At 35.7% G+C, this 25437-nt stretch carries 23 protein-coding genes and 2 pseudogenes; 12 read left to right on the top strand and 13 right to left on the bottom strand.

Annotated elements, in window-relative coordinates; translation table 11 throughout:
- The first annotated feature begins 84 nt into the window (after positions 1-84).
- From ftsA to QWZ06_RS27280, 5 genes and pseudogenes are all read left to right on the top strand, one after another.
- Positions 85-1470, top strand: a complete 1386-nt coding sequence (ftsA, locus tag QWZ06_RS27300; protein WP_290302287.1) for a cell division protein FtsA — start codon at positions 85-87, stop codon at positions 1468-1470.
- Positions 1471-1548: 78 nt separating this feature from the next.
- Positions 1549-3452, top strand: a pseudogene (gene ftsZ / locus QWZ06_RS27295) (cell division protein FtsZ).
- 91 nt (positions 3453-3543) lie between these two features.
- Complete coding sequence (locus QWZ06_RS27290) at positions 3544-3990, top strand: GatB/YqeY domain-containing protein (protein ID WP_290302286.1); 447 nt, start codon at positions 3544-3546, stop codon at positions 3988-3990.
- Between the two features lie 446 nt (positions 3991-4436).
- The gene (locus tag QWZ06_RS27285; protein WP_079243608.1) at positions 4437-4847 is read left to right on the top strand and encodes a BrxA/BrxB family bacilliredoxin; all 411 of its coding nucleotides are present in this window, start codon (positions 4437-4439) and stop codon (positions 4845-4847) included.
- Between the two features lie 105 nt (positions 4848-4952).
- Positions 4953-6466 (top strand): annotated as a pseudogene (locus QWZ06_RS27280) (GH3 auxin-responsive promoter family protein).
- Between the two features lie 195 nt (positions 6467-6661).
- Here QWZ06_RS27280 and QWZ06_RS27275 read toward each other — a convergent pair.
- The 10 genes from QWZ06_RS27275 to QWZ06_RS27230 all read right to left on the bottom strand — a co-directional run bounded on the left by QWZ06_RS27275 (position 6662) and on the right by QWZ06_RS27230 (position 16331).
- The gene (locus QWZ06_RS27275) at positions 6662-7108 is read right to left on the bottom strand and encodes a hypothetical protein (RefSeq protein WP_290302284.1); all 447 of its coding nucleotides are present in this window, start codon (positions 7106-7108) and stop codon (positions 6662-6664) included.
- A 28-nt stretch (positions 7109-7136) separates the two neighbouring features.
- The gene (locus QWZ06_RS27270; protein WP_290302283.1) at positions 7137-7499 is read right to left on the bottom strand and encodes a hypothetical protein; all 363 of its coding nucleotides are present in this window, start codon (positions 7497-7499) and stop codon (positions 7137-7139) included.
- Positions 7500-7503: 4 nt separating this feature from the next.
- Positions 7504-8475 carry an endonuclease/exonuclease/phosphatase family protein gene (locus QWZ06_RS27265; RefSeq protein WP_290302282.1) on the bottom strand — a complete coding sequence of 324 codons (972 nt, stop codon included), beginning with the start codon at positions 8473-8475 and terminating at the stop codon, positions 7504-7506.
- A gap of 73 nt (positions 8476-8548) precedes the next feature.
- Complete coding sequence (locus QWZ06_RS27260) at positions 8549-9550, bottom strand: endonuclease/exonuclease/phosphatase family protein (RefSeq protein ID WP_290302280.1); 1002 nt, start codon at positions 9548-9550, stop codon at positions 8549-8551.
- Positions 9551-9559: 9 nt separating this feature from the next.
- Entirely contained in the window at positions 9560-10288 is a 729-nt protein-coding gene (locus QWZ06_RS27255) for a rhomboid family intramembrane serine protease (RefSeq protein ID WP_290302279.1), read from the bottom strand.
- Positions 10289-10293: 5 nt separating this feature from the next.
- Entirely contained in the window at positions 10294-12090 is a 1797-nt protein-coding gene (gene mutL, locus QWZ06_RS27250) for a DNA mismatch repair endonuclease MutL (RefSeq protein ID WP_290302278.1), read from the bottom strand.
- Positions 12091-12328: 238 nt separating this feature from the next.
- Positions 12329-13156: a YoaK family protein gene (locus tag QWZ06_RS27245; protein ID WP_290302277.1), complete on the bottom strand. Its 828-nt coding sequence runs from the start codon at positions 13154-13156 to the stop codon at positions 12329-12331.
- Between the two features lie 32 nt (positions 13157-13188).
- Positions 13189-13683, bottom strand: coding sequence for a hypothetical protein (locus tag QWZ06_RS27240; RefSeq protein WP_290302276.1), 495 nt, complete (start codon positions 13681-13683; stop codon positions 13189-13191).
- Between the two features lie 534 nt (positions 13684-14217).
- On the bottom strand, positions 14218-15621 hold the full coding sequence (locus tag QWZ06_RS27235) for a sensor histidine kinase (protein WP_290302275.1): 1404 nt from the start codon (positions 15619-15621) through the stop codon (positions 14218-14220).
- Positions 15606-16331, bottom strand: a complete 726-nt coding sequence (locus QWZ06_RS27230) for a response regulator transcription factor (protein ID WP_290302274.1) — start codon at positions 16329-16331, stop codon at positions 15606-15608. Before QWZ06_RS27230 ends, QWZ06_RS27235 begins: the two co-directional genes overlap by 16 nt.
- A 403-nt stretch (positions 16332-16734) precedes the next feature.
- Between QWZ06_RS27230 and QWZ06_RS27225 the strand changes: the two genes are divergently transcribed.
- Entirely contained in the window at positions 16735-17304 is a 570-nt protein-coding gene (locus QWZ06_RS27225; protein ID WP_290302273.1) for a helix-turn-helix domain-containing protein, read from the top strand.
- A gap of 90 nt (positions 17305-17394) precedes the next feature.
- Here QWZ06_RS27225 and QWZ06_RS27220 read toward each other — a convergent pair whose 3' ends face one another.
- From QWZ06_RS27220 to QWZ06_RS27210, 3 genes are read right to left on the bottom strand one after another with little or no spacing between them, the layout of a single operon-like run.
- Positions 17395-17838, bottom strand: coding sequence for an IS110 family transposase (locus QWZ06_RS27220; RefSeq protein ID WP_290302272.1), 444 nt, complete (start codon positions 17836-17838; stop codon positions 17395-17397).
- A 45-nt stretch (positions 17839-17883) separates the two neighbouring features.
- The gene (locus QWZ06_RS27215; protein WP_290302271.1) at positions 17884-18138 is read right to left on the bottom strand and encodes a hypothetical protein; all 255 of its coding nucleotides are present in this window, start codon (positions 18136-18138) and stop codon (positions 17884-17886) included.
- Positions 18139-18176: 38 nt separating this feature from the next.
- On the bottom strand, positions 18177-18446 hold the full coding sequence (locus QWZ06_RS27210) for an IS110 family transposase (RefSeq protein ID WP_290302270.1): 270 nt from the start codon (positions 18444-18446) through the stop codon (positions 18177-18179).
- Positions 18447-19060: 614 nt separating this feature from the next.
- On the opposite strand from QWZ06_RS27210, the gene QWZ06_RS27205 reads away from it, so the two are divergent.
- The 6 genes from QWZ06_RS27205 (at position 19061) to QWZ06_RS27180 (ending at position 25034) form a co-directional block, all read left to right on the top strand.
- Complete coding sequence (locus QWZ06_RS27205) at positions 19061-19699, top strand: beta-sandwich domain-containing protein (protein WP_290302269.1); 639 nt, start codon at positions 19061-19063, stop codon at positions 19697-19699.
- An 8-nt stretch (positions 19700-19707) separates the two neighbouring features.
- Positions 19708-20181 (top strand): hypothetical protein, encoded by a 474-nt coding sequence (locus QWZ06_RS27200; protein ID WP_290302268.1) that lies wholly within the window; start codon positions 19708-19710, stop codon positions 20179-20181.
- 317 nt (positions 20182-20498) lie between these two features.
- Positions 20499-21884, top strand: coding sequence for a TonB-dependent receptor domain-containing protein (locus QWZ06_RS27195; RefSeq protein WP_353960043.1), 1386 nt, complete (start codon positions 20499-20501; stop codon positions 21882-21884).
- Positions 21885-21893: 9 nt separating this feature from the next.
- Entirely contained in the window at positions 21894-23192 is a 1299-nt protein-coding gene (locus QWZ06_RS27190; protein WP_290302267.1) for a DUF5690 family protein, read from the top strand.
- Between the two features lie 11 nt (positions 23193-23203).
- Complete coding sequence (locus tag QWZ06_RS27185) at positions 23204-24358, top strand: TIGR03364 family FAD-dependent oxidoreductase (protein WP_290302265.1); 1155 nt, start codon at positions 23204-23206, stop codon at positions 24356-24358.
- 7 nt (positions 24359-24365) lie between these two features.
- The gene (locus tag QWZ06_RS27180; protein ID WP_290302264.1) at positions 24366-25034 is read left to right on the top strand and encodes an HAD-IA family hydrolase; all 669 of its coding nucleotides are present in this window, start codon (positions 24366-24368) and stop codon (positions 25032-25034) included.
- The last annotated feature ends 403 nt before the right edge of the window (positions 25035-25437 follow it).

Here is a 25437-nt window from a genome sequence, read left to right as displayed (position 1 = left end):
AAAGAGTCCCCAAAAGGGCAATTTAACACAAAGCAGGGTGGAGTCCTGTATGGAAAAAGTAGAAAAAATCAAATCGATATAAAAATGGAAAATCAAGAGTATTCAGTAGGTCTGGACATCGGGACAACAAAGATAGTCGCGATTGTCGGAAGAAGGAATGCACACGGGAAGATAGAAGTTCTCGGTGTAGGAAAAGCTAAAAGTCTTGGTGTTCATAAAGGTATTGTGAATAATATTTCACAGACAATTAATTCAATCAAGGCTGCAGTATCCGAGGCACAATCCAGTGCCGGGGTTCCTATCCGCAAAGTTACGGTAGGTATTGCAGGAAAACACATCCGTTCTCTGCAGCACTCCGATTATATTATGCGTGAACATCCGGATAAATTCATCACAGATGATGATATTGAAGCATTAAAAGATCAGGTCAAGAAACTGGTTATGCTTCCTGGAGAAGAAATTATCCATGTCCTTCCACAAGAATATAAAGTGGATTCCGAAGGTGAAATTCAAGAGCCGGTCGGAATGCACGGAAAACGTTTAGAAGCTAACTTCCACGTTGTAGTTGGGCAAATGGGAAGCATCCGAAATATTGCAAGATGCGTTCGTGAAGCCGGACTAGAAATGGAAGCCCTTACTTTAGAACCATTAGCCTCTTCAGAAGCTGTTCTTACCAAAGAAGAAAAAGAAGCAGGAGTAGCTATTGTAGATATCGGAGGGGGTACCACAGATATTGCCATCTTCAAAGACAATATCATCCGTCATACCTGCGTAATCCCTTACGGAGGCGGAATTATCACGGAAGATATTAAAGAAGGATGCTCCATTATTGAAAAACATGCTGAACAATTGAAAGTAAAATTCGGTTCGGCTGTTCCCGAATTAGAAAAAGACAGTACTTTTGTAACAATTCCGGGACTTCATGGGCGACCAGACAAGGAAATTTCCTTAAAAACCCTTGCACAAATCATCAATGCAAGAGTAGAAGAAATTTTAGAAATGGTAAACACCGAATTGAAAGCCTACGGAGCCTTTGAACAAAAGAAAAAGCTGATTGCCGGAATTGTTCTGACGGGTGGTGGATCAAACTTAAAACATCTTAGACAGCTGGCCAATTATACCACAGGTTTTGACAGTAGAATTGGTTTTGCAAATGAATATATTGCCAACGATAAAAATCAGTATCTGAAAGGCCCCGAATTTGCTACGTCTATTGGTTTACTGATGGAAAGTTTGAAGATCAGGGATAAAAAACAGACTGTTGATGATATAGAAGAAATCATTAAAGAGCAGACTAAGCCTGAAGTAGCTCCTGCACAAGCAGAAACTGTTCAACCTATTCAACCAACTGCTGCTCCTGTTCAGGAACAACCGGTTGCCAATGAAAAGCAGGAAAACAGAAAAGCAAGATTGACCTTTGGCCAATCGCTTATGGAAAAAGTAAAAAAATTCTTTGAAGAAGTAGAGTAAATTATAAATGATGAGTGATAAGCGATAAACGATCTTTTCCTTATCAATTATCATCAATCAATTATTAAAAATATAGTTATGGAAAATATAGGTACACAAGGATTTTCATTTGACCTACCAAAAGGAAATTCATCCATCATAAAAGTAATCGGTGTAGGAGGCGGAGGAAACAACGCTCTAAAGCACATGTACGAAAAAGGAATCCACGGAGTTGATTTCGTGATTTGTAATACAGATGCTCAAACTCTGGACAATAACCCTGTTGCTAATAAAGTTCAATTAGGAACTACTATTACCGAGGGATTAGGAGCTGGAGCCGACCCTGAAGTAGGAGAAAAATCAGCCATCGAAAGTATTGAAGACATCAAGGCTGCCATGGGACAAAACACTAAAATGGTGTTCATCACTGCCGGAATGGGAGGTGGTACCGGAACCGGAGCTGCTCCTGTCATTGCTAAAGTAGCAAAAGACATGGGAATCTTAACCGTTGGTATTGTTACCGTTCCTTTCAGCTTCGAAGGAAAAAGAAGACTAGAACAGGCAGAAAACGGACTTGATAAATTAAAAAATAATGTTGACTCACTGATTGTGATCAACAATGATAAATTAAGACAGCAATTTGGAAACCTTGGATTCAAACAGGGATTCTCTAAAGCTGATGAAGTGCTAGCCAATGCTGCAAAAGGTATGGCAGAAGTTATTACCGGGTATTTTGATGTAAACATTGACTTTAGAGATGCTAAATCTGTACTTCAAAACTCTGGTACAGCATTGATGTCCACAGGTTCTGCTTCAGGTGAAAATAAAGCCGAAGAAGCAGTAAGAAAAGCATTAGATTCTCCGTTATTGAATGACAACAAGATCACAGGTGCTAAAAATGTACTATTGTTGATCAGAAGTGGTGCAGAAGAAGTAACCATGGATGAAATCGGTATCATTATGGATCATATCCAGAAAGAAGCCGGAAATACAGCGGATATTATTTTCGGAGTTGGTGCTGATGAAGAATTAGGAGATGCAGTAAGTGTTCTTGTTATTGCAACAGGATTCTCTAATGATAATAAGAAATTTGCAGGCCCTACGGAAAAAATCAGAATCAGTCTTAATGATAATTTAGACTCCCAAAAGTCTTCTCCTTTTAAAACAAGAGAAGAAAGAGAGTCTGCCCCAGAGGCAACACACGATTTCGGAAGAAAAAGTCTTTTCAGATTGGATGATGAAGACCATGACACTTCGTTCAATGTGACTTCTACCGAAAAAAAAATGATTATTCAGGAAGAGGAAATCAGAACAGAGATCAATTTCTTTGATAAAGAAGAAATATAATCAACACTCCTGAGCAAGAGTGGAGAAACGAAGAGGAGCAAGAAGAATACAGCCTACTGTCCATTGAAGAAGAGGAAGATCCAAACGATTTGGAAATTCAGTCTTTCTCTTTTGATTTTGATAACAAAAAAGAAGATCCTCAGTCTGGTAATGTATTCAACAGTGGCTCTTCACAAGAGAAACCAGTAGAATTCAATTTCTTCGTTAATGAGCCTATCAAAAACGAACCAAAGACAGATTATGGACAGCCTAAAGCAGAATTTAATACGCCCACAAATGCTGCTGTAGCAGAACCTGCTCAAAAAATTGAAACCTTCTACCAAAAAGAAGAACCAAAAGTGGAAACAAAACCTGCTTTTGAAAACAAAACAGAAATTGAACCCCCTAAAACTGAAGAATCAGAATTCACTTTTGTGAACAAAACGATCGATCAGGACAGAGTAATCGAAAGAAGAAATAAATTGAAAGAATTCAATTCTCGCTATCAAAGCTTTGACAGCACAAGCGAATTCGAATCTATTCCTGCTTTTAAGAGAAAAAACATCTCTATTGACGGAACTAATGCATCAGACCAAAATATCAATACCTATATGTCTGACAACAATGGTTCTATGCAAATCAGAGAAAACAGATTTTTAAATAAAGACGTAGACTAAATAATATAACAATGTAGAAATGTACCAATGTAACAATTACTACTTTTTCATTGGTAAACTGTTACATTGATACATTGTTAAATTTAAAACCATGAGTTTAGAACATACAATAAGCGAAGCCATAAAAACAGCGATGAGAGAGAAAGATAGGGTTGCCCTTGATTCTCTTCGTGCTGTAAAATCTCAAATTCTTCTTTTGCAAACTGAAGCCAGAGGTGCTGAAGTTTCTGCAGAACAGGAAATTGCTATTCTTCAGAGAATGATCAAACAGCGTAAAGATTCTTTTGAGCAGTTTGCTGCCCAGGGAAGGCAGGATCTTGCGGAAGTGGAAGAAGCTCAAATGAAAGTAATTGAAAAGTATTTACCTAAACAGCTTTCTGCAGAAGAATTAGAAACAGAAATTAAGAATATAATTTCAGAAACCGGAGCCGAATCTATGAAAGATTTAGGAAAGGTAATGGGAGTTGCTTCAAAAGCATTAGCCGGAAAATCAGACGGAAAAAGCATTTCCGAGATGGTTAAAAAGCTCCTTTCATAATGTGATACAGGTTTAGATCAGGGTTAATTCCGGATCTTATAAACACGTATTACGTTCCATAACTAAGGATATACAACCTTTGCATATCGATTTGATTAAGAAGCCCGGGACTTTTTGAGTCTCGGGCTTCATTTTTTGGATATTAAAGTCAATTGATTCAAAAAACTTTAAAAAAAGAGTTTAGATACGATCATATTTCAGACAGTATTAAGTGATTGATTGCTTGAGGGAAAGCCTTAAATGTTTTTTTCATGGTCGTCTGTTTTTCAGAATCATTTCAAATTTAATAATTATATTTCATTATTCCTAATTTTAATTCACATTTTTATGAATATTATTGCAATATTAATATTTGGTTAATTTTATATACCTAATCTACTCATAGTTATTATATATTGACCAAAACTAAAGAATTGTTTAACTTTGTACTGATAAAAACAAAATTTATGTATCCAACAGATTTAGTAATGCCTATGAAGGCTGAACTTACAGATAAAGGTTTCCAGGATTTAACAACTCCTACTCAGGTAGAAGATGCTTTAAAGCAATCCGGAACGACTCTTTTAGTAATCAACTCCGTATGTGGATGTGCAGCTGGTGCTGCAAGACCGGGAGTCGTTTACTCTTTAACAGGAGACAAAAAACCTGATCACTTAACGACTGTATTTGCAGGGTTTGATACTGAGGCCGTAGTAGAAGCAAGAAAACATCTTGCTCCATTCCCGCCAAGTTCTCCTTGTGTAGCACTTTTCAAGGATGGAGAATTGGTTCACATGCTGGAAAGACATCATATTGAAGGAAATCCTGCGGGAGCAATTGCTGCAAACCTTCAGGCTGCTTATGATGAGTACTGCTAAAAAACAATAAACTAGATACTAAACCGTTACAAATTTTGTAACGGTTTTTTTATTTAAGCCTATAAAAAATTCTCTAAACATTCAAATATTATTATATTTGTTGGAATGGCAACCAAAGCACTTTTTAATACCGTAGTCAACTGGTTTATCCGTCAAAGGATAGATCAGATTCAGAATTTCATGGATCATCCCATTGAGACTCAGAAGGGTATACTATTTTCCCAACTATTTCATGCGGAGGATACTGAATATGGTAAATTGCATGGATTCAACTCCATTTCAAGCTATCAGGACTTTAAAAATAAAGTTCCGATTGTTACTTACGAAGAAATGGAACCCTATATTGAAAAAGCAAGGCAGGGGCAAAAAGATGTAAGCTGGCCGGGATTGATTAAACATTTTGCTAAATCTTCCGGCACTACTAATGCTAAAAGTAAATTTATCCCGATCTCTGCAGAAAGCCTTGAATACTGCCATATGAAGGCAGGAAAAGACATGGTATCCATTTACGCCAATAATCATCCTGAAAATCAACTATTTAATTATAAAAATTTACGCTTAGGCGGAAGTTCTGAATTATACGCGGATTTTAATACCAAATTTGGAGATCTATCTGCTATTTTAATTGACAACCTCCCGTTCTGGGTAGAGATCACCACTACCCCAAGCAAAAAAGTTTCTTTAATGGGCGAATGGGAAAGCAAGCTTAGAGCAATCACTTCTGAGGTAAAAAATGAAGATGTAGGAAGCATCCTTGGAGTACCGAGCTGGATGATGGTGCTTTTGCAAAGAGTATTGACCGAAACTAATGTAGGTAGCATTTCGGAACTATGGCCGAATTTAGAGGTGTTTTTTCACGGTGGAATAAGTTTTAAGCCCTACAGGGAACAATTCCGTCAGATCATCGGAAAAAACATCAATTACTACGAAATTTACAATGCTTCTGAGGGCTTCTTCGGAATACAGGACAGATCCAACAGTGATGAAATGCTTTTGATGCTTGATTACGGAATATTCTACGAATTTATCCCAATGGATCAATTTCATTTTTCCAATCCAAAAGTGGTAAGCCTGGAAGATGTGGAAATTGGAAAAAACTACGCCATGGTGATCACTACCAATGGTGGATTATGGAGATACCTGATTGGTGATACGGTTGTATTTACTTCTACCAATCCTTTCAGAATAAAAATAACAGGAAGAACGAAACATTATATCAATGCTTTTGGGGAAGAATTAATGATTACCAATGTAGAATCTGCATTGTCTAAAGCATGTGAGCTTACGGGTGCTCAAATTACAGATTTTACGGGTGCCCCTGTCTTTATGAAAGAAAATGAAGGTGGTGCTCATGAATGGATCTTTGAATTCAGTCAATACCCGGATAATCTGGACAGCTTTATTGATGCCTTTGATCAGCATTTGAAGAAAATCAATTCGGATTATGAAGCAAAAAGATATAATAACATGACGCTAAGGAGACCCATTGTTCATATTGCCAAAGATAATCTGTTTTATCACTGGCTGGAATCCAGAGGAAAGCTTGGCGGACAAATAAAGTCCCTAGATTAAGTAATGACAGAGAATATATTGAACCTTTACTGGAATTGAATAGATAATAAGGGACAGGGAGCTAGAGGCTGGAAGATGGAGGTTCTTGCAGTCTTTATACTACTTATATTTTCTTTTGAAGTAAGTGTAGAAGGATTTAATTTACAATGACTATAGTTAGAGAGAGAAGGCGCTTCCGGCTTCCCTCTTCTGACTCCCAACCATAAAAAAACCCGCAGTTGAATTCAACTGCGGGTTTTTTATTATTTGCTTAAATCTTCTTTTAATTTTTTAGCAGCATCTTCTACTTTCGAAGCTCCTTTTCTTGCAGCTTCTTTAGCGTCTTTTCCTGCTTCCTGAGCACCTGTTTTAATATCCTTTCCTACTTTATTAGCCTCTGTTTTGATATCTTGCCCTGTTTTGTTAAGATCTTGTTTCGTCTTGTCTGCTGTAGCATCAATTTTAGCTTTAGCTTTTTGAGCGGCATCGTCTATTTTATTACCTGCCTGATCTAGCTTTGCATCGACTTTTTCCTTGGCTTCGTTTACCTTCGCCGAATCAACCATATGAGGAGAGGTTTCGGTAACCGTAGTTGTTGTGGTAGTAACAGATCCATCTGCATTTTCTACCTGCTCAGTCTTTGATGTTGATTTTGTACAAGCAACCGTGAATACTGAAATCACTATTGCTGCAAGAATTTGCTTTTTCATATTGTATATTTTTTAAAATGTTTTGGGTTTATTCTGTCTTGGTTTCAGTGGAAGGAGGAGCCTCAGCTGCTTTTTTCTTCTTTTCAGCATCTGCCTTTTTCTTTTCTTCCTCTGCCTTCGTTTTATTTTCTTTCTCCAGCTCAGCTTTAATTTTCTTTTCCTCTTCCAAGGCTTTTTTAGCCTGTTTTACGGAATCCAGATACTGAGGCGAAGACATTTTAATCTTACGGGCAATATCTACGGTAACAGCACCATTAGAAAAAGAATCCACAGCAACTGTATCATAATGCATTCTCATTTCCTGTTCAGCTGCAAATCCCGGAGAATCTTTCTTGGAACAGGCGGTAAAAAGAAGAATTAAAACAAAAATCGCAGACAGTAAATTTTTCATGGAACTAATTTAGCAGAAATTCTGCAATTACTGGATAATGATCCGATAATTCTACAGTATTATCTACTTTATAGCTTAATGGAATGATTGATTTTGAACTGAAAATATAATCAATTCTTAGAGGAACTTTATAATCATGAAAACTTGAAGCACTTCCCTTTCCTGCCGTTAAAAATGCATCCTGAAGGTCTTTTCCTAGACTATAATATTCATATGAATTAGGAACAGAATTAAAATCTCCAGCTAAGATTACCGGGTAAGGAGAAAAATCAATGGCTTTTCTGATCTTTTTAATTTGATCCTCATGCGCCTGAAAAGTAGGAATCATATGGGAAAGAAGACTAGAAACATTTCCTATTCCCATCGCATCCAACTTTGTAAACATTGTCTTCTGAAGTCTGAAAGGTTCCAGGTAAACATTTACGATTCTTATGATTTTTCCATTAATATCGACATCCGCATAGAAAGAATTTCCTCTTGAGTTATCTTCTATAATTTCTGCCTGTCTTACAATCTTATGTTTTGTCTTTAGAATTACCGACGGATATTTTACAAGATCCTGTCTTAAAGCACGGTTGGTATCTTTTTCCTGAACTAAAATAATATCCGGATCCTGCTCCTTGATATAATTTTTTACTTTGTCCCATCCGTAATCACCATATTTTACATTAAAAGTAAGAACTTTAATATCCCGTATCGTCTTCACTTTATCTGTTTGAGGAGAAAAATTGACCCATCTTCTTATTGGATTATAAAAAAGTAATGTTCCTAATGCAAAAGCAATCGCTATCTTATTTTTTTTGATAATCCATACCAATGTAAGAATAATATGTACCGATATCAGATAGGGAAAACCAAGAGACAACAAATTCAGGTTCCCCAAAAGATTAGGTGGAACCCAAGCATTTCCTAGGGTACATAACAGTAAAACAGCAACAGCGATATGTATGAATAGTAATATCTGATTCGACTTCATGAAAAAACGGTCTTGGTACCCTTTTTTTAAGCAAAAACCCTACCAAGCCATCAAACTTTAACTATTTTTATGATTATTTCTCGTTCAGAGAAAGTTCAGAAATTACCGGATAATGATCTGAAATACTGACAGAACGGTCAACTACATAAGAAACAGCCTTCAATGATTTTGAAGAAAAAACGTAATCTATCCTAATCGGAAATTTATAATCGTGAAAACTGGTTGCGCTTCCTCTGCCCGCAGTCATAAATGCATCTTCAAGCCCTTTAGACAGGTGATAATACTCATAAGAATTCGGAACAGAATTAAAATCTCCGGCTACAATAACAGGATATGGTGAGTTTTCTATAGCTTGATAGATATTCTTTACCTGATCCTGATGTTTTTTGAAAGTAGGAATTAATTTTTTTACAACATCCTTTACTTTTTTCTCATTAGCATCAGAATCCCCATTAAGCTTAACCATTTCTTTTTCAAACTGAAATGGATAGAGATATACATCTACAAATCGATAGGTCTTCCCTTTTATTTCAATATCTACCTGAAGACCACCTGGTAAGCTTGCATTTTCATCTTCAGAGTAGATTACTTTTTCGTTGGAAATCTTATATTTTGTAAGAATTGTTAAAAAGCCATTCGATCGGGTTCTATTATAGCCTTTTAGAGTTGGATAGTCTATTCCACCATCTTCCTGCAAGAGAATAACATCCGCATTTTGAGCTTTCAGATAATTTAAAACCTCTTCTTTTCCCATAAGCCCTGCCTTTATATTAAAAGACACGATTTTTATAGTACTTAAACTCCCTTTACTTTCAGAGGAAAAATTAACCCATCGTTTCACAGGATTAATAAATGCTAATCCCACAAACATGAATACAAAAGCTCTTTTTTTCCAGCTAAAGATCCAAAATATGGTAAAAATAACATACAGACTGATAAGAATCGGGAACCCCAAAGACAACAGATTAAACCACGGAAATATTTTAGGTGGGATATAAGCATTCAACAGCGACCCCAGCAATAGAAATAGGATTCCTACATGCAGGATCAATATAATAAGTCGGAAAATCTTCACAGAAAATGATTAATTGAATCTATATAAATGTTTTTTCCAGATCCTTGCCAATAGCCAACCAACTAAAGCTCCACCAACGTGAGCCAAGTGTGCAATTCCACCTCCATTTCCAGAGACTCCAAGATATACAGAAACCACAATAACGATTGGTAAAAGGTATTTTACTTTTATAGGAACCGGAATAAACATAATTCCAATTTTTGAATCCGGATATAAGGTTGCAAAAGCGGCCACGACTCCAAAAATGGCACCTGAAGCTCCTACCATAGGTGTTGCTACAATGCCTTTTAAACTATCTAATAATTCTTTCTGCTTCATAATCGCAGATGCATCTCCGGAAAATTGCACACTTGCTCCGGACATATAAGCATTTACGTTAAAACCTAATTGCTGTAATTCATTGGAAAGTTGCTGCGCTTCAACAAAATTCCACAAATTAAACAGGAAGAAAGCACCCAAACCACTTAAAAAGTAGAGAATAAGATATTTTTTTTCACCCAATGTTTGTTCCAAAATAGGACCAAAGCTGAAGAGTGTCATCATATTAAACAAAATATGCATAATACTTCCATGCATAAACATATGGGTAATCACCTGCCAAGAATGAAAGAAAGGAGAAAAGGGATAAAATCCGGCAAGGTAGCTGATTACCTGATCCCCCATTAAAGAGGTAACAATAAATACGATCACATTGATGATGATAATATTCCTTGTAATTGGTGGTATATTGTTAAACATATTTTTTAAAATTTGTTTTTAAAATCATTAAACGGAACTTCATAGAAGCATCTTTTTCCATCTGGTAAAAACTCCGGGAATCCTAGTGCTGTAAAATCTTTGATGACTTGTTCCGCATCTTTTTTATAAATAAAGTCAAATCTTGACTTGGATTGCATTTTACTCCATTGGTTGTGGTAATACTGCATGAATTCATCTTCTGTCTTATAATCCAAGATCTCGAAAAGGTTTTCCAGGAACTTCATCGCCTGTGTTTCTTTCAACCCTTCAGGAAGTGAATCTATTCTCAATACACTTTCGTGAGCAATTTTCATGTCAAACCCAAGTTCAGGAAGATACTTCTTGATGGATTCATATTTACTTTTCTCAATCTCATTCATATGATATTCCAGAGAGAAAAGCAAAGCATGGCTGTTTGTACCTGTATTTGTTTTTCTTGTAGACCTGTTATTTTCTGAAACCAACAGTCTGTGCATTCTTCCCAAATCAAGCATCAGAGTAACATCTCCTTTATTGAACAACCAGTATCCATTCGGAAGTCTCATTAAATCCTCATCAAAATCTTCATCTTCAAACAGGTTGATCTTTGATGGTTCTGCTGTAATATTCTGGTGGTACATTTCCGTAAGATTCTGAATTTCTTCCGGATGCACTACATTTTTCTCTTCCAAAAACGGGTTATAATCCCTGTCTACAATAATTTCAGGCATTTTTATAACACCACTTCCTCCTCCATTGCCTTTGCTTGGGATAGGTTTATTCATCATCTCATCCAAATGCGGATCTCTGTCAAAATCAAGACTTGGAGAAACATTATAAATTCCCAATGATCTCTTGATCGTGGAACGAAGTAAGGCAAAAATAAGATGCTCATCTTCAAATTTCACTTCTGTTTTCTGCGGATGAATATTGACATCTATTTTCTCCGGATCCATCTCCAGATAAAGAAAAAACGATGGCACATATCCCGGTTGAAGAAGACCTTCAAAGGCTTCCTGTACTGCTTTATTGAAATAAGGACTTCTAAAATATCTTCCGTTTACGAAGAGGAATTGCTCACCTCTTGCTTTTTTGGCCCCTTCCGGTTTAGCAACAAATCCGTGAAGCTTACACCAGATAATATCTTCTTTGATAGGAATCAAAAGCGGTTGTAATTTTCTTCCGAAAACATCTACAATACGCTGCATCTGACTTCCTTTTCTCAATCTGAAAACAGCTTCATCATCATGAAACAGAGAAAATTCCAATCCTTCATGAGCTAATGCAACACGTTGAAATTCATCAATAACGTGTCTGAATTCAATATTGTTGTTTTTCAGAAATTTTCTTCTGGCAGGAACATTATAAAAAAGATTCTTTACCAGAAAGTTAGATCCTTCTGCAGTCTGTACAGGATCCTGAAACTGAAAAACGCCCCCTTCAATATATATGTTGGTTCCAATAGAAGCATCCTTTTGCTTGGTTCTCAATTCAACTTGTGAAACAGCTGCGATAGAAGCCAGTGCCTCCCCTCGGAAACCTTTCGTTGCGATCTTAAAGATATCTTCGGTTCCTCTGATTTTGGAAGTAGCATGCCTTTCAAATGCTAATCGGGCATCTGTTTCGGACATTCCTTTTCCGTCGTCTACCACTTGGATAAGGTTTTTCCCGGCATCTCTGATGATCAGTTCAATCTTCGTTGCATCTGCATCTATAGCGTTTTCCAAAAGTTCCTTCACGATGGATGCAGGTCTCTGCACCACCTCTCCTGCCGCAATTTGGTTGGCTACATGATCCGGTAAAAGCTGAATAATATCTGACATAAAAACGTAAATCAACTTACAAAAATAGTCAATGAAAATGGGAATTAAAACATTAAAAACGGGAATTAATATTTAATTATCAACATTTCAACAATACAGCTTTCAGCAAATTCTGCTCCAAACTATCTGTGATCTCAGCTTTCAAAGAGAACAATCCCCTATTGTTTTACATCAATAGAGGATTGAACCAGCTAGTTTATACAAAAAATAATAGTAATATTTCCCCTGCACCGGGGATTTAGTCTTCAAAGACTAATTTTCTTTTCTTATTCATTTTAGGAACTCCATGGATCTTTTCGTACAGATAAGCAAAAAGATTGGGTTTCTTATAAATCCTGTTGTATCTGTACTTCGTATTAAAGTGTCTTACATGAATTTTATAAGCATCATATCCGATTACGATCATAAGACATAAACTGATGACATAGAATACTCTAAATTCCAGGTAGTAATATGTTAATCCTGAGAATATAGCTCCTAATACATAGGCTATCATAATACTCATCAGCAATTTTGCTCTTCCGATTAATTCCCCGTTTTTCCTGTATTTCTTCTGGGTAAACATAGAAACCAAAATTCCCAAATCGGTTGTTGTTCCCGTAAGGTGGGTTGTTTTAACAGAGAAGTTGGAAATACTGGCCGTCAACCCATTCTGCAGTCCTGTTGCAAAAAGCATTATTGCTACCAAAACTTCTGTTTCTTCTAATGTTTTCTGATAATACAATTGACCGTATACTCCTACTCCAAACAAACATAGTATTTCCAGGACAAGAGGCATTGCGTGGGCAAAATATTTACTTTTCTTATTAAAATTAATTACGATAAAGTTGGATAGAAAGCTTCCGAAGAAAAATAAAAAGATCCAACTTCCCATTACCGCTACCTGCGTCCAGTTTCCTTTACTGATTTCCGCAGCTAAAATTGCATAGTGGCCAGTTACGTTTGATGTAAAAGAGAGAAATATAAGTAGGGATGCTATATTTATAGTACCTGCCGTAAAGGCAGTCAGCGTCCCCAACCTGATATTGTCTCCCAATGTTCTGCTGTTACTATAATTTCTTAACATTTTAAATCTTTTTTAATGATGTTGATAATAATTTAGACCTCTACAAAGATCTCTGCCAACCTTCCTCTTTCCGGAAGTCTTTCTTTGATTTCAAGGGTAATTTCCCCGGCCTGCAGTTCTTTGCATTTTTTTATATAAGGAACAAGATCAAATTTTCCTTTGCCTTTACTTTTAATGGAGTTAGAATAATAAGCTTCTTCAATCGTATTCGCCACCACATATTGGTTAAAGGTTCTCTGAAAACTTCCTGTAAAGATGTCACAGACAATCTTACTGACTAAATGAGGGTACTTATTCTTGATGATCTCATAAGCATCACAGAATTCTCCAGGTCTTATCTTGTTGAAAATCGTGGTCTTCGTATTGAATAAAAGATCTCTGATAGAATCCCCGGAATCGTATCCTGAAACTAAAAGAATATTATACTGATTCTGATCTTCAGCAGCATCTTTTTCTCTTAATACTTTTTTCAATATGTTCAATGACTCAAGAGAGTAATCTGTTGCAATTAAAATTGTTTTAGCCATGTTCTTTATTATTTTGTATTGTGTTTATCTTTTTTGATGATACAAAACTAGAACGATGAGATTAGAAGCTCTTTGGAATGGAATTAAAATGTCATTAAAGAGATTAAAATGAGATTAGAAAATTGTTAACGGGTATTAATATGGAGAAAAACAGAAATAAGCCGTTTTACATAAACACATTATTATCAACAACATATCCCAACGGGAGAATTTTATCGAAGATAAAATCTTTGCGCCTTAAAAGCGTACATCCTATTAAAGATCTTGCGGCTTTGCGTTTTTCCAAAAGCAGTCAGCAAAATCAGAAGTGGAAAATTTTTAATTATGTTGGAAAACGCCAAGGCGCAAAGGGTTTTAAATAATAATCTGTTTTTAAGGCGCAAGAAAATCAAAGATTTTCGGCAAGTATATATTATAAAAGATAGGCTTATAGGTAACGTAAAAAGTTATTAAAAAGGGAATATTCAGAAAGACCATTAAGATAACACACCTATCTAAAGTATTTGAGGAAGCATTTACTTTCTACCTTCAGATTTACACCGTTTCTTTTTGTGTACTGTAAAAGTTAGGGAAACGCATCTGTACTGTAGTTCCCTGATTTTCATTTGAAGTGACGATCAGCTCACCATGGTGCATTCTTACGATATTTCTTGCCAATGGAAGTCCAATTCCATACCCTTCATAATTATTGGTATTAGAAGCTCTGAAAAACGGATCATAGATTTTATTCATTTCCTGTTGCGGAATTCCAATCCCGTCATCTTTTACAATAATGTAAACATCTGCGTCGGTAGCTCCCAAGGAAACTTTAACCTGTTGGAAATTAGAATATTTGCAGCCATTACTGATAATATTAGCAACAGCGAGATGTAAAAGTTGTTCGTTCCCCTGTACCTTCAATTTTTTAGGATTATCAGGAAGCATACTGATATCCAGATAGATATTATTTCTGGAATCAATTTTTCTCAGGGTTTCAATAACATCCCAGAGCAACTGATCCATTCTTACCTTATCCATTTTCTGAATCTTACCATCAAACCCGGTTTGGGCGATCATTAATAAGGCTTTAATCTTTCTGTCCAGTTTTTCAGCTTCATCCAGAATGATTTCAAGGGTTTCTTTATATTCTTCCGGTGTTCTGCTTATAGAAAGAGCAACATCAGCTTCACCCATAATCGAGGTAAGGGGAGTTCTCAATTCATGGGAAACATTTCCAATCAGATGATTCTGAGTTTCAAAAGACGTTTCAATACGATTAAGCATTCCGTTGAAGGTGTCTACTAATTCATTCAGTTCTTTATTATCCGGTTGTGGCTCAAGTCTCAGGTGAAGATTCTCCGAACTGATCTCTTTTACTTTCCCTGTAATTTTAAGGATAGGTTTAAAGAGTGTTTTAGAAAGATAAAATGAAAAGATCATGCTAAAGAAAAGTGATAGCACTATACAGGTAAGCAGCGTTCTCTTTAAAAATCCAAGGTAATAAATTACATAATGGTTTTTAGCTGAAGCAATAGCGATATAATCTTTATCCTCATATCTAAAACTCTGGCCAATGTAATAGAATTCTTTATCATTATAGTTGTCCTCTCCTTTTTTGAGAACATTTTTAAAGAAATAATCGGGAATGTGAACCTCCTGAGAGATTTTCTTGAAATTAGAATCCGTAGGAACTGCAAAAACGTAGTCTTTTTCCATCGGAAGCTCTTCATCATTCAGATTGCTGAGAATATAATTTTCAGGAAGATCCAGATGATCCTTGCTTTTTTCTATCTGAACAATGGTGGCGGTACGAATTTTTAAAAGCTCATAAAACCTTTGATGAGAAAAATTAACAATTGAAAAATAAACCAATCCACTGAACAGTAAAATAATGACGGTAAAAACCAACATTAAAAGTACCATCGTTTTGGTCTGATTTGTAATCACTTTGTTAAACATTCATTATGCTTTTTCAGAACATACCCCATTCCTATTACGGTATGAATCAATTTATTATCATCTTTATCGTCCAGTTTCTTCCTTAAATAATTCACGTATACATCTACTACATTGGTTCCCAGTTCATAATTTACACCCCAGACAGCATCTAAGATCTCGGCTCTCGAAATTACTTTTTCAGGGTTATGAAGAAAATAAACCAGCAACTTGTATTCTGTAGAAGTCAATGTAATTTCTTCTCCGGCACGGGTTACCTTTTTGGTGTAATCATTTACTGATAAATCAGAAAATTGAAATACATGTTCATTATCCGGCTCTGGTTCAGCGATTTCCTGTGGGCCATTGTTATGGCTTCTTCTAAGAAGAGATTTTACACGGGCAACCAGTTCAATGAATTTGAAAGGTTTCACCAAATAATCATCACCACCACTTTCCAGTCCCAGAACAATATTTTCAGAAGTACCTAAAGCCGTTAAGAATAAAATCGGAACACTCTGATTCGTTTTTCTGATCTCCTTACAGACATCCAACCCATTCATTTCTGGCAGCATAATGTCTAAAATCACCAAATCGAAATCATTGGCCTGTACCAGCTGTACGCCGGTACGTCCGTCAAAAGCCACGGAAATTTCATATCCGTTTTCCTGAAGCCCCTTTTTGATAAAAGATACTACACTGGTTTCGTCTTCGATGAGAATTATTTTTTTCATAAATGAAATAAGGAGTTTTACAAAAATAGGGAAATTTTATCGGGATAGAAATATTGAATGGAAAAGCTTTCTAGGTTGGAAGAAGGAAGCTGGAAGTTGGAGGTTTCTTGAAGACCATGTGGAACTGAAGATTATTTATTTTGGTTTTTAACGCTATGCACGCAAAGAATTGTAAAATGATACTTATAAAATGTTCGTAAAGGCGTTTCACTCAGCTACGATAACCTTCTTTATGGAATGAAGTGTCTTTAGGCTCTAAAAATAAACCAGTGAGCTAATAAACCTGCGAGCTTTGCGTTTTCATTTTTTTCACCTTTTTACAATTTTACCTTTTCGTGAATTCCTCATTTTGCCATACAACCTATATAGAATAATATTACCTTTGCTTTTCATTGACTACAACATGAATGACTTTTTAATAGGGATCGGAAAGAGATTAAAGGATATCAGAAAGAAAAACAATCTAACCATTAACGAACTGGCTTTCAGAGCTAATGTAAGTAACGGTCTGGTTTCCCGTATCGAAAATGGAAGAACAATTCCTTCGCTTCCTGTATTATTAGATCTGATTCAATCACTGGATATTGATGCAAGCTTCTTTTTTGAGGGCGTGGAGAAAAAGTCAAATGCAAAGTTCATTTATGTTCCTAAAGAAAGTCAGCAGGTTATAGAGAAAGAAGTGGAAGCTGAAGGCTTTAAATACATGCACATCTTTAGCAAAAGTCTTCATTCTTTGGGATTTGAAGCAGTATTGCTTACCCTGGAACCTAATTCTAAAAGGGAAAAAGTAATTACAGATGCCTGGGAATTCAAATATATTCTGAAAGGAGAAGTAAAATACATCATTGATAATGAAGAAATCATCATGAAAGAAGGAGATTCTTTATATTTCAATGGAAAGTTTCCCCACGTTCCGGTAAGTATCAGCAACGAAAGCTGCGTGATGCTAGTTCTTTATTTTTATACCGCATAAATTTTATCTTATACAGACTTTTAGCTACGAATGCACAATTAATTTTATTCTATGTGCCTATGTGGTTTAAAAATATAACCACATAGATTTCTATGTTAATAAGCAAGTATTATAAGTGTTTTTTATTGATAAAAATTCTTCTTTTGGAAAAAATGGCTGTTTTCGTTTGATTACGGCCATTATTCGATGTACTAATTTGTTTCTTATAGCATTAAGAACACTCATTTTATTTTTACCCTCTTCTACTTTTCTCAGAAAATAGGTCTTTAATTCCTTGTCTGCTCGTATACTTGCCATGGCAGATAAATGAAGCAGCTTTTTCAGTTTTTGATTCGCCATTTTCGATACACGTTCTTTTTTTACGATGGTTCCTGATTGATTTTTGAACGGAACAACTCCTGCATAACAAGCAAGGTGTTTAGCATTATCAAACGATTTGAAGTTATTGGTAATGATGATCAAATTAAGAGCACATTGAGTTCCGATTCCAGGAATGGAAATCAAAAAGTTCTTTGTTTTTTTTCTTAATCTCATCTTGGATTTCCATAAGTTCTGAAAGCTGATTTTTCTATTGTTTTTTTATAGATGTGGTAAGAGTTTTTCAGCGTTTTTTTTGAAAAAGGCTTGGGTCAATAGCTTAAACACATACACATCGTGACTTTTGGCTTCCCTTAATTGATTTTCCAAAGCCGTTTTTTGCAATAGTAAAGTATCACGGGATTTAGCCAGCACGTTCATTCGTTGTATAACTTCCTCTGATTCCTCATAAGGCATTATTTTATCGTGATAGCGAACAGCGTATTCTGCAATTCTTCTGGCATCTTTTTCGATCATCTTTTTCCTCTTAAATCACTGGCTGCTTTTTTTGATTTTTAACAGGATGTTCCACCCAAAAGCAGATACTCTGATTTTGAACAAAACTTCTCTAATGGTCGGTTATAAATTCCAGTATTTTCGCAGCAAATCAAAAGGTCTTCTTTGGTTATTTTCAGAAGCTTTAAAATACCTTTCAAAAATGAAGATATTCCTTTCTCTGTGTTGGGAATGATCTGCTCACATTGGATCTTATACTCAGAATCCATTATAGCACAATCTAATTTTGATTTGGAAATATCAATGCCGATAACGTACTTTTGTCTCATAACTTTTTTGAGGTTATCATTCACATTGAGAATCGTGTCTAAGCCCTTGATAATAGGTCTCGAACCTAAATTTCTATAATGACCTTATTCTCAAAGAAACAGGGTTCATAATCTATGTATAGGCCTCGAATCCTTGGACACATAATGGTTCACCCTGTTTCTTGTGAATGCTTTTATTTTGTAAACTTAATTTCTTTTTACAAACTAAAGGGCACATAGCTTTTACAGCTGTGCATTATTGATTGTATTCAAGAATTCGTAGTCACAAAATATATTTTCTCAGCAACTACATAATTATCTTTCACTAAAAAGTTTACTATTTGTAAACTTTTAGTTTTCTCATTTTGGTTTAAAATGAACGATATGTTAATCAAAAACTCCTTTTCAACAGAAAATATCTATTCAAAAAGCCAGGTTTCAATTAATCCACAATACCCTACAAATAAGACACTTATAAAAAGCACAACTTATTCACTTTTCACATGGAAAAATATTTGAAAAGTAAAATTTGGGTAATAAATAGCCTTAATTTGTTAAACAATACTTAATATCAAATATTTATATATATTAAAATTATTAGCGTGATTTGCATAAAAAATTTAATATATGTAAAAATGAAAACAAATTTAGAGAAATTACTTACCCTTGCTTCTGTCTGTTTCATCACTTTTGTTTCAGCGCAAAAGCAATTAATTATAGGAACTGTTCTTGATGACAGCCAGCCGCTTCCCGGTGCCACGGTCAAAATAAAAGGTTCATCAAAAAACATAACCACCGATGTAGACGGAAAGTTTACCATCAATGATATCAAAGAAGGAGAATATAGCCTCCAAATCAGCTATATTGGTTATACCACTTCTGATATTACGGTTCATCTAAAATCTGATGAAACAACAGACCTTGGAATCATAAAGCTTTCTCAGCCCAGAAAGAATCTTGACGAAGTGGTCGTTACCGGAACTTTAAAAAATACGGAGGCAAGAGCCTTAAACTTACAGAAAAATGCAATCAACATCACCAATGTCATCGCCTCTGACGGGATCGGAAAACTACCGGACAGAAATGCTGCCGAAACGGTACAGCGAGTACAGGGAGTTTCTATTGAAAGAGACCAAGGAGAGGGAAGATTTGTTTCTCTAAGGGGCTTCCGCCATTCTGGGCATCTACAACCATCAACGGAAACAGGCTTCCAACCGCAGAAGAGGAAACGACATCCAGAGCTACCGCTTTCGATTTCTTTCCAACAGAACTGATCTCTTATGTGCATGTCAACAAATCTTTTACGCCTGATATTGAAGCAGATGGAATTGGTGGCGGAGTGAATTTCATTACCAAAACACCGCCTATGAAAACAGAGTTTAAAGCCACATTAGGAAGCGGTTACAACGCCAAAGCGGACAAAGGAGTGTATAATCTTGGTTTATTATATGGAGGAAGAACAAAAGATAAAAAATTCGGATACTTATTCAACTTTGCGCATTTCATCAGAAATTGGTCAACGGATAATTTTGAAGCCAGAAGAAGTGGTGATGAAGGAGTTTTCAGAATGGAACTACGTGATTATAACGGAGTAAGAAAAACTACCGGAATTAATGCAGCTTTCGAATATGTTCTTTCTCCAAAAAACACTTTGTATCTGAAGGGAATGTACGGAACACTTTCTGATGATGAACCCATTACAAGCACAGAATACGATTTGATAAGTTCAGTTCTGCCAATAATACGGCAAGAGTAGAACTTCAGAATATCCACAATTTACTGATTACAGAACTTACCTCTATTTCATTAGGCGGAGTTCATCATTTAAATAAGGGAAAAATTGACTGGGATCTATCCTATTATGACAACCAGTTTAAATATGGAAATATTCCTGACAAGCAGAACAACTCTTATTATGTCATTAAATACACCCAATCCGGAGTAGGCATCAATCCTGATTATATTTCTGATCGTGGAAACGGGCCAAGAGCTTACTGGAAAGCCGATGGTGGAAAATTAGATTATAAAAATCCGGATGCCTTATTTGGTTTCTACAGCAATCCTGACTTTAAAATGGATGCTACCCAGATGAGATTTACCGATCTCGAATTTTACAAGGTATTTGTAGAAGAGAAAGATAAGATTGTAGCAGCTTTTAATCATGAAATTAATGCTTCTGATAACCTGACGATAAAGTATGGTTTCAAATACAGGGATAAGGAACGTAATGCCAAATTCTCTGATATTTTCTACAACTGGAGCAATGGAACCGCACCTCTGTTATCTGATTATGCTCAATATATTACAACTCAGCCCAACGGGAGAAAGTATTTAAGTGAAATGAATGCTCATATCGGAAATACATTCGGGCCAGTGCTTTCTACGGGAGGAATGAACCAGTTCTGGTATGATAATCAGGGGAATTTAAAAATCAATACGACTGATTCCGAAGCCTTGGAATACAATAAAGCGTTAGGAAGAAACTTCGATGTTTTTGAAAAGCATGCCGATGCTTACGGAATGGCCACTTACAAACTGAATGATAAAATTACCCTTTTAGGGGGAATCAGATTATCAAATACCAATACAAAGGTAAAAGGGTATAATGTGATTGATGATGTGCTAACGCCAGTTGAACATACTAAAAATTACCTTGCTGTTCTCCCCATGATTCATCTGAAATATGCCTTAAACGATAAAACCAATCTTCGTTTTGCAGCCACAAGAACATTTTCAAGGCCTAATTTCGGAGATCTGACGCCTGGTGGAACTTATATTGAAGCGGATAATGAATTTAAAGGAGGAAATCCTAATCTTAATCCAACCTATTCTTTGAATTTTGACCTGATGGGAGAATATTACTTCTCAAATGTCGGAATTCTGAGTGGTGGTGTTTTCTATAAATCGATTACAGATCCAATTTTTCAGGATTCTTTCATCGGAACTTACAATGGGATGAACGGCGTGCAGTTCTCTGCTCCTAATAATGGAAGTGCAGCATGGTTGGGCGGCCTTGAATTGGGAATTACCAAAAGATTTGATTTCCTTCCGGGATTCCTTAAGTATTTCGGGGCACAGGTAAACGCAACCTTTATGACTTCTGAAATGGAGAAGCCAAGTGGCAGAAAGGTGGCTCTTCCTTACCAGGCCAAAGAATTATACAACTTCCAGCTATTCTATGAACAAAAAGGATTTAATGCACGACTTGCCTACAATTATAAAGGGAAATACGCTGTAGAATATGCCGAGGATGACATCAATGATTCTTACTATGGAAAATACAGCAGCTTAGACTTCGGAGGATCTTATCAGTTTACCAAAAATATAGGACTGTATATGGATATCAATAATATTCTGAACAAACCTCTGATCTACCACTTCGGAAAAAATGAAGACCGTCCTGAGCAGGTAGAATACTACGGAGTAAGATGTAACCTTGGAATAAAACTGAACTTCTAAACCATTACCATGGCCAGAACGATCAACAAAAAAACACTAGTAACACTGAAGGCCGCCTTTGCTGCCTTTGGTGTCTACTTTTGCATGTACGGTTTCAGAAAACCTTTTACCGTAGCTTCTTTTGAGGGACTCTCCTATTTCGGAGTTGATTATAAAATACTGATTATCATTGCACAGGCTGTAGGATATTTTATTTCCAAGTTTATCGGAATTAAATTTATTTCTGAATTAAAACCAGGGAAAAGGCTCACTTATCTATTCTCTTTTATCGCCATCGCAGAGCTTTCTTTATTGGGATTTGCGGTAGTTCCTGCTCCTTACAATATTCTTTTTATGTTTTTAAATGGAATTCCGTTGGGAATGATCTGGGGAATTGTTTTTTCATATATCGAAGGACGCAAAACAACAGAAATTATAGGACTTTTCCTTTGTTCAAGTTTTGTGGTTTCTTCAGGATTTACCAAGTCGGTAGGAAAATTTTTAATGGATACTTTTTCTGTTTCAGAATTCTGGATGCCTTTTTCAGCAGGATTGATTTTTATTATTCCTTTACTTCTTTTCGGGGTTCTTTTAGAAAGAATTCCCAAACCTAGTGAAGAAGATATTATGCTTAAAAATAAAAGACAACCATTGAACGGAACTCAGAGAAAAGCACTTATCCAACAGTTCTTTATTCCCATTGTCTGCATTATTTTTCTGTACATCTGTCTGACCGTTTTAAGAGATTTCAGGGATAATTTCAACCGTGAGATCTGGGATGGGCTTCATTTTACTTTTGACAGTTCTATTTTCACCCTTACAGAAATTCCGATCGCCATTATGGTTCTTTTGATCCTGAGTTTCATGGTGAAAGTAAAAAATAATAAAAAGGCTTTTGCTTACTATCACTATATTTTGTTTGCAGGAATTCTGACGGTAGGACTTTCTACTTATTTATTCCAGCAGAAAGTATTATCTCCTTTTTTATGGATGACTATTTCAGGTTTTGGGATGTATATCTGCTACATTCCTTTCAATGGAATTTACTTTGACAGAATGATTGCCGCCTTTGATATTAAAGGAAATGTAGGCTTTCTGATCTATATTGTAGATTCTTTCGGATATCTGGGAAGTGTTTTGATTCTTCTTTATAAAAACTTCGGATCGGCTCAGACTTCCTGGCTTACTTTTTATATCAGCTTGAATTATATTATCACTATCAGTGTTTTAATTCTTTCAATCATTGCTTTTTTGGCTTTCAAAAAAAAGGAAAAGCCTAATTCAAACTCAAATCAATACATCAATTTCGATACTTCGAAAATCTTATAAATTATAGTACAATGACAACAAAATTTGATTTACTCGTTGTGGGCGGTGGGATTTTAGGAACATTCCATGCTTATCATGCTCTGAAGAAAAATCTTAAAGTAGCTTTACTGGAAAGAAATTCTCTGCCTCAGGGTGCCACAGTAAGAAATTTCGGACAGGTAGTCCCTTCTGGAATGGATCTTAAATGGCAAAACTTTGGAAGAGAAAGTCTCGCAATATATAATGAACTTCATACCCAAGCCGATCTTACCATCAGACAAAACGGATCTGTATACATCGCTTCCAACGATGAGGAGCTTCAGCTTATTGAAGAGCTGTACGAAATCAACAGAAATAATGATTATGAATCGGTTTTATTCTCCAAAAGTGACTGCATCAAGAAATTTGACGGCCTTCGTTCCGATTATTGTAAAGGAGGATTATTCTTCCCACAGGAGCTTTCTGTAGATTCTGCAGATATGATCGTAAAACTACACAAGCTTCTACAGGAAAAAATGGACTTACAGATCATTTACAATACGACGGTTGTGGAAACGCATGAAGATGATCAAAAATGTACTGCTATCACTGCAAATGGAGAAGAATATACAGCCTCAAAGATTATTATTTGTGGCGGCCATGAATTCAAAACATTATATCCTAACGTATTCAATGAAAGCGATTTGGAAGTAAGTAAGCTTCAAATGCTTCAAACTAAGCCTCAGGGAATCTATTCTCTTCAGGGAAATATTCTGACAGGGCTTTCCATCAGAAGGTATGAGTCTTTTAGTGAATGTGCCTCCTTCCAGAAAATCAAATCGTTGGAAGATCAAAATTCATTTGAGAAAAAATACGGTATTCATATCCTGTTCAAGCAGGCATTAGACGGATCTATTATTTTAGGAGACTCTCATGAATATGCTGATGCTAAAAATGCTGATGATCTTGGTTTTGATTTGAATATGGAAATTGATGAATTCATGATTCATGAGGCTAAGAAAATCATTGATCTTCCTACTTATGAAATCCAGAGAAGATGGTTTGGAGTATACTCCCAATGCAAAACAAAGGATATTTTTGAACACAGTCCAACTCCTAATATTCATATTGTAACAGGAATCGGTGGAAAAGGAATGACAGGAAGCGGTGGCTTCTCTAAGTTTAATATAGATAAAATTTACACATAAATTTCAAATGAAAAATATAGAATTATTGGTTCTGGATATGGCCGGAACTACAGTGGATGAAGATAATGTAGTGTACAAAACGGTAACAGAAGCCGTTAATGAATATGGTTATGAAGTTACTTTAGAACAGGTACTTATCACTTGTGCCGGAATGGAAAAACTGGAAGCCATCACCAGTTTATTAAAGGAAATCAATGGGAATGAAACAGATGCTGTCCCTATTTTTGAAAATTTCTCCGGAAAATTAAAGGAAGCCTATCGGAATCTTGAGGTAAAACCCATCAACGGAACGGAAGCTTTTCTCCTTAAAATGAAAGCTCAGCATAAAAAAGTGGTTCTGAACACAGGATATACTTCTGAGATTGCCCAACAGCTTTTGGATAAATTACAATGGAAAGAAAATGTACATTTTGATGCTTTAATTACGGCTGATGATGTTTCAGAAAGCAGACCAAGCCCGGAAATGATTAATCTGGCTATGAAAAAGTTCGGTATTCAGGAACCCGAAAAGGTTTTAAAAGCCGGAGATTCTGTGATTGATATTGAAGAAGGGAAAAATGCAGGATGTGGATTGACGATTGCTGTACTTTCGGGAGCTCAGAACAGATCAGAATTGGAAAAAGCTGAACCTGATTATATTTTCAATACGATTTCTGAAGCTGAGACTATTCTTTAGATACTTCTTTTTTTAAATACTTATGGCACAAATGTTTTTTGTTAAAGACATTTGTGTTTTTTTAAAACCACCCCGTCAAATCATAGATTTGACACCCCTCCGAAGGAAAGAAATTATTACTCTATCGACTGTTGGTCTTGCCCAACATTACAGTTGACCTACTGTCATTCTGAGCTGAATGAAATGAAGCGAAGAATCTCACCTCTAAAATTCATCTATAAGTTTAGAATAAAATTGAGTATTTGTCAACATTCAAAATTTTCACTCTCCTTAAGTATGTTTCTATACACAATGTATTTCACTTAAAAACAACTTAAGCGTTAAAGTATTAATAAACTTATAGTTACAACACAATCCAAGTTATACACAATTCAATTTTCAAAGGTCTTTTTAATTATCAAAT

Origin of the sequence: Chryseobacterium tructae, from assembly GCF_030409875.1 — a bacterium.
GTDB lineage: Bacteria > Bacteroidota > Bacteroidia > Flavobacteriales > Weeksellaceae > Chryseobacterium > Chryseobacterium tructae.
Note: the sequence above shows the minus strand (reverse complement) of the source record. Positions and strands in the feature narration are given on the sequence as shown.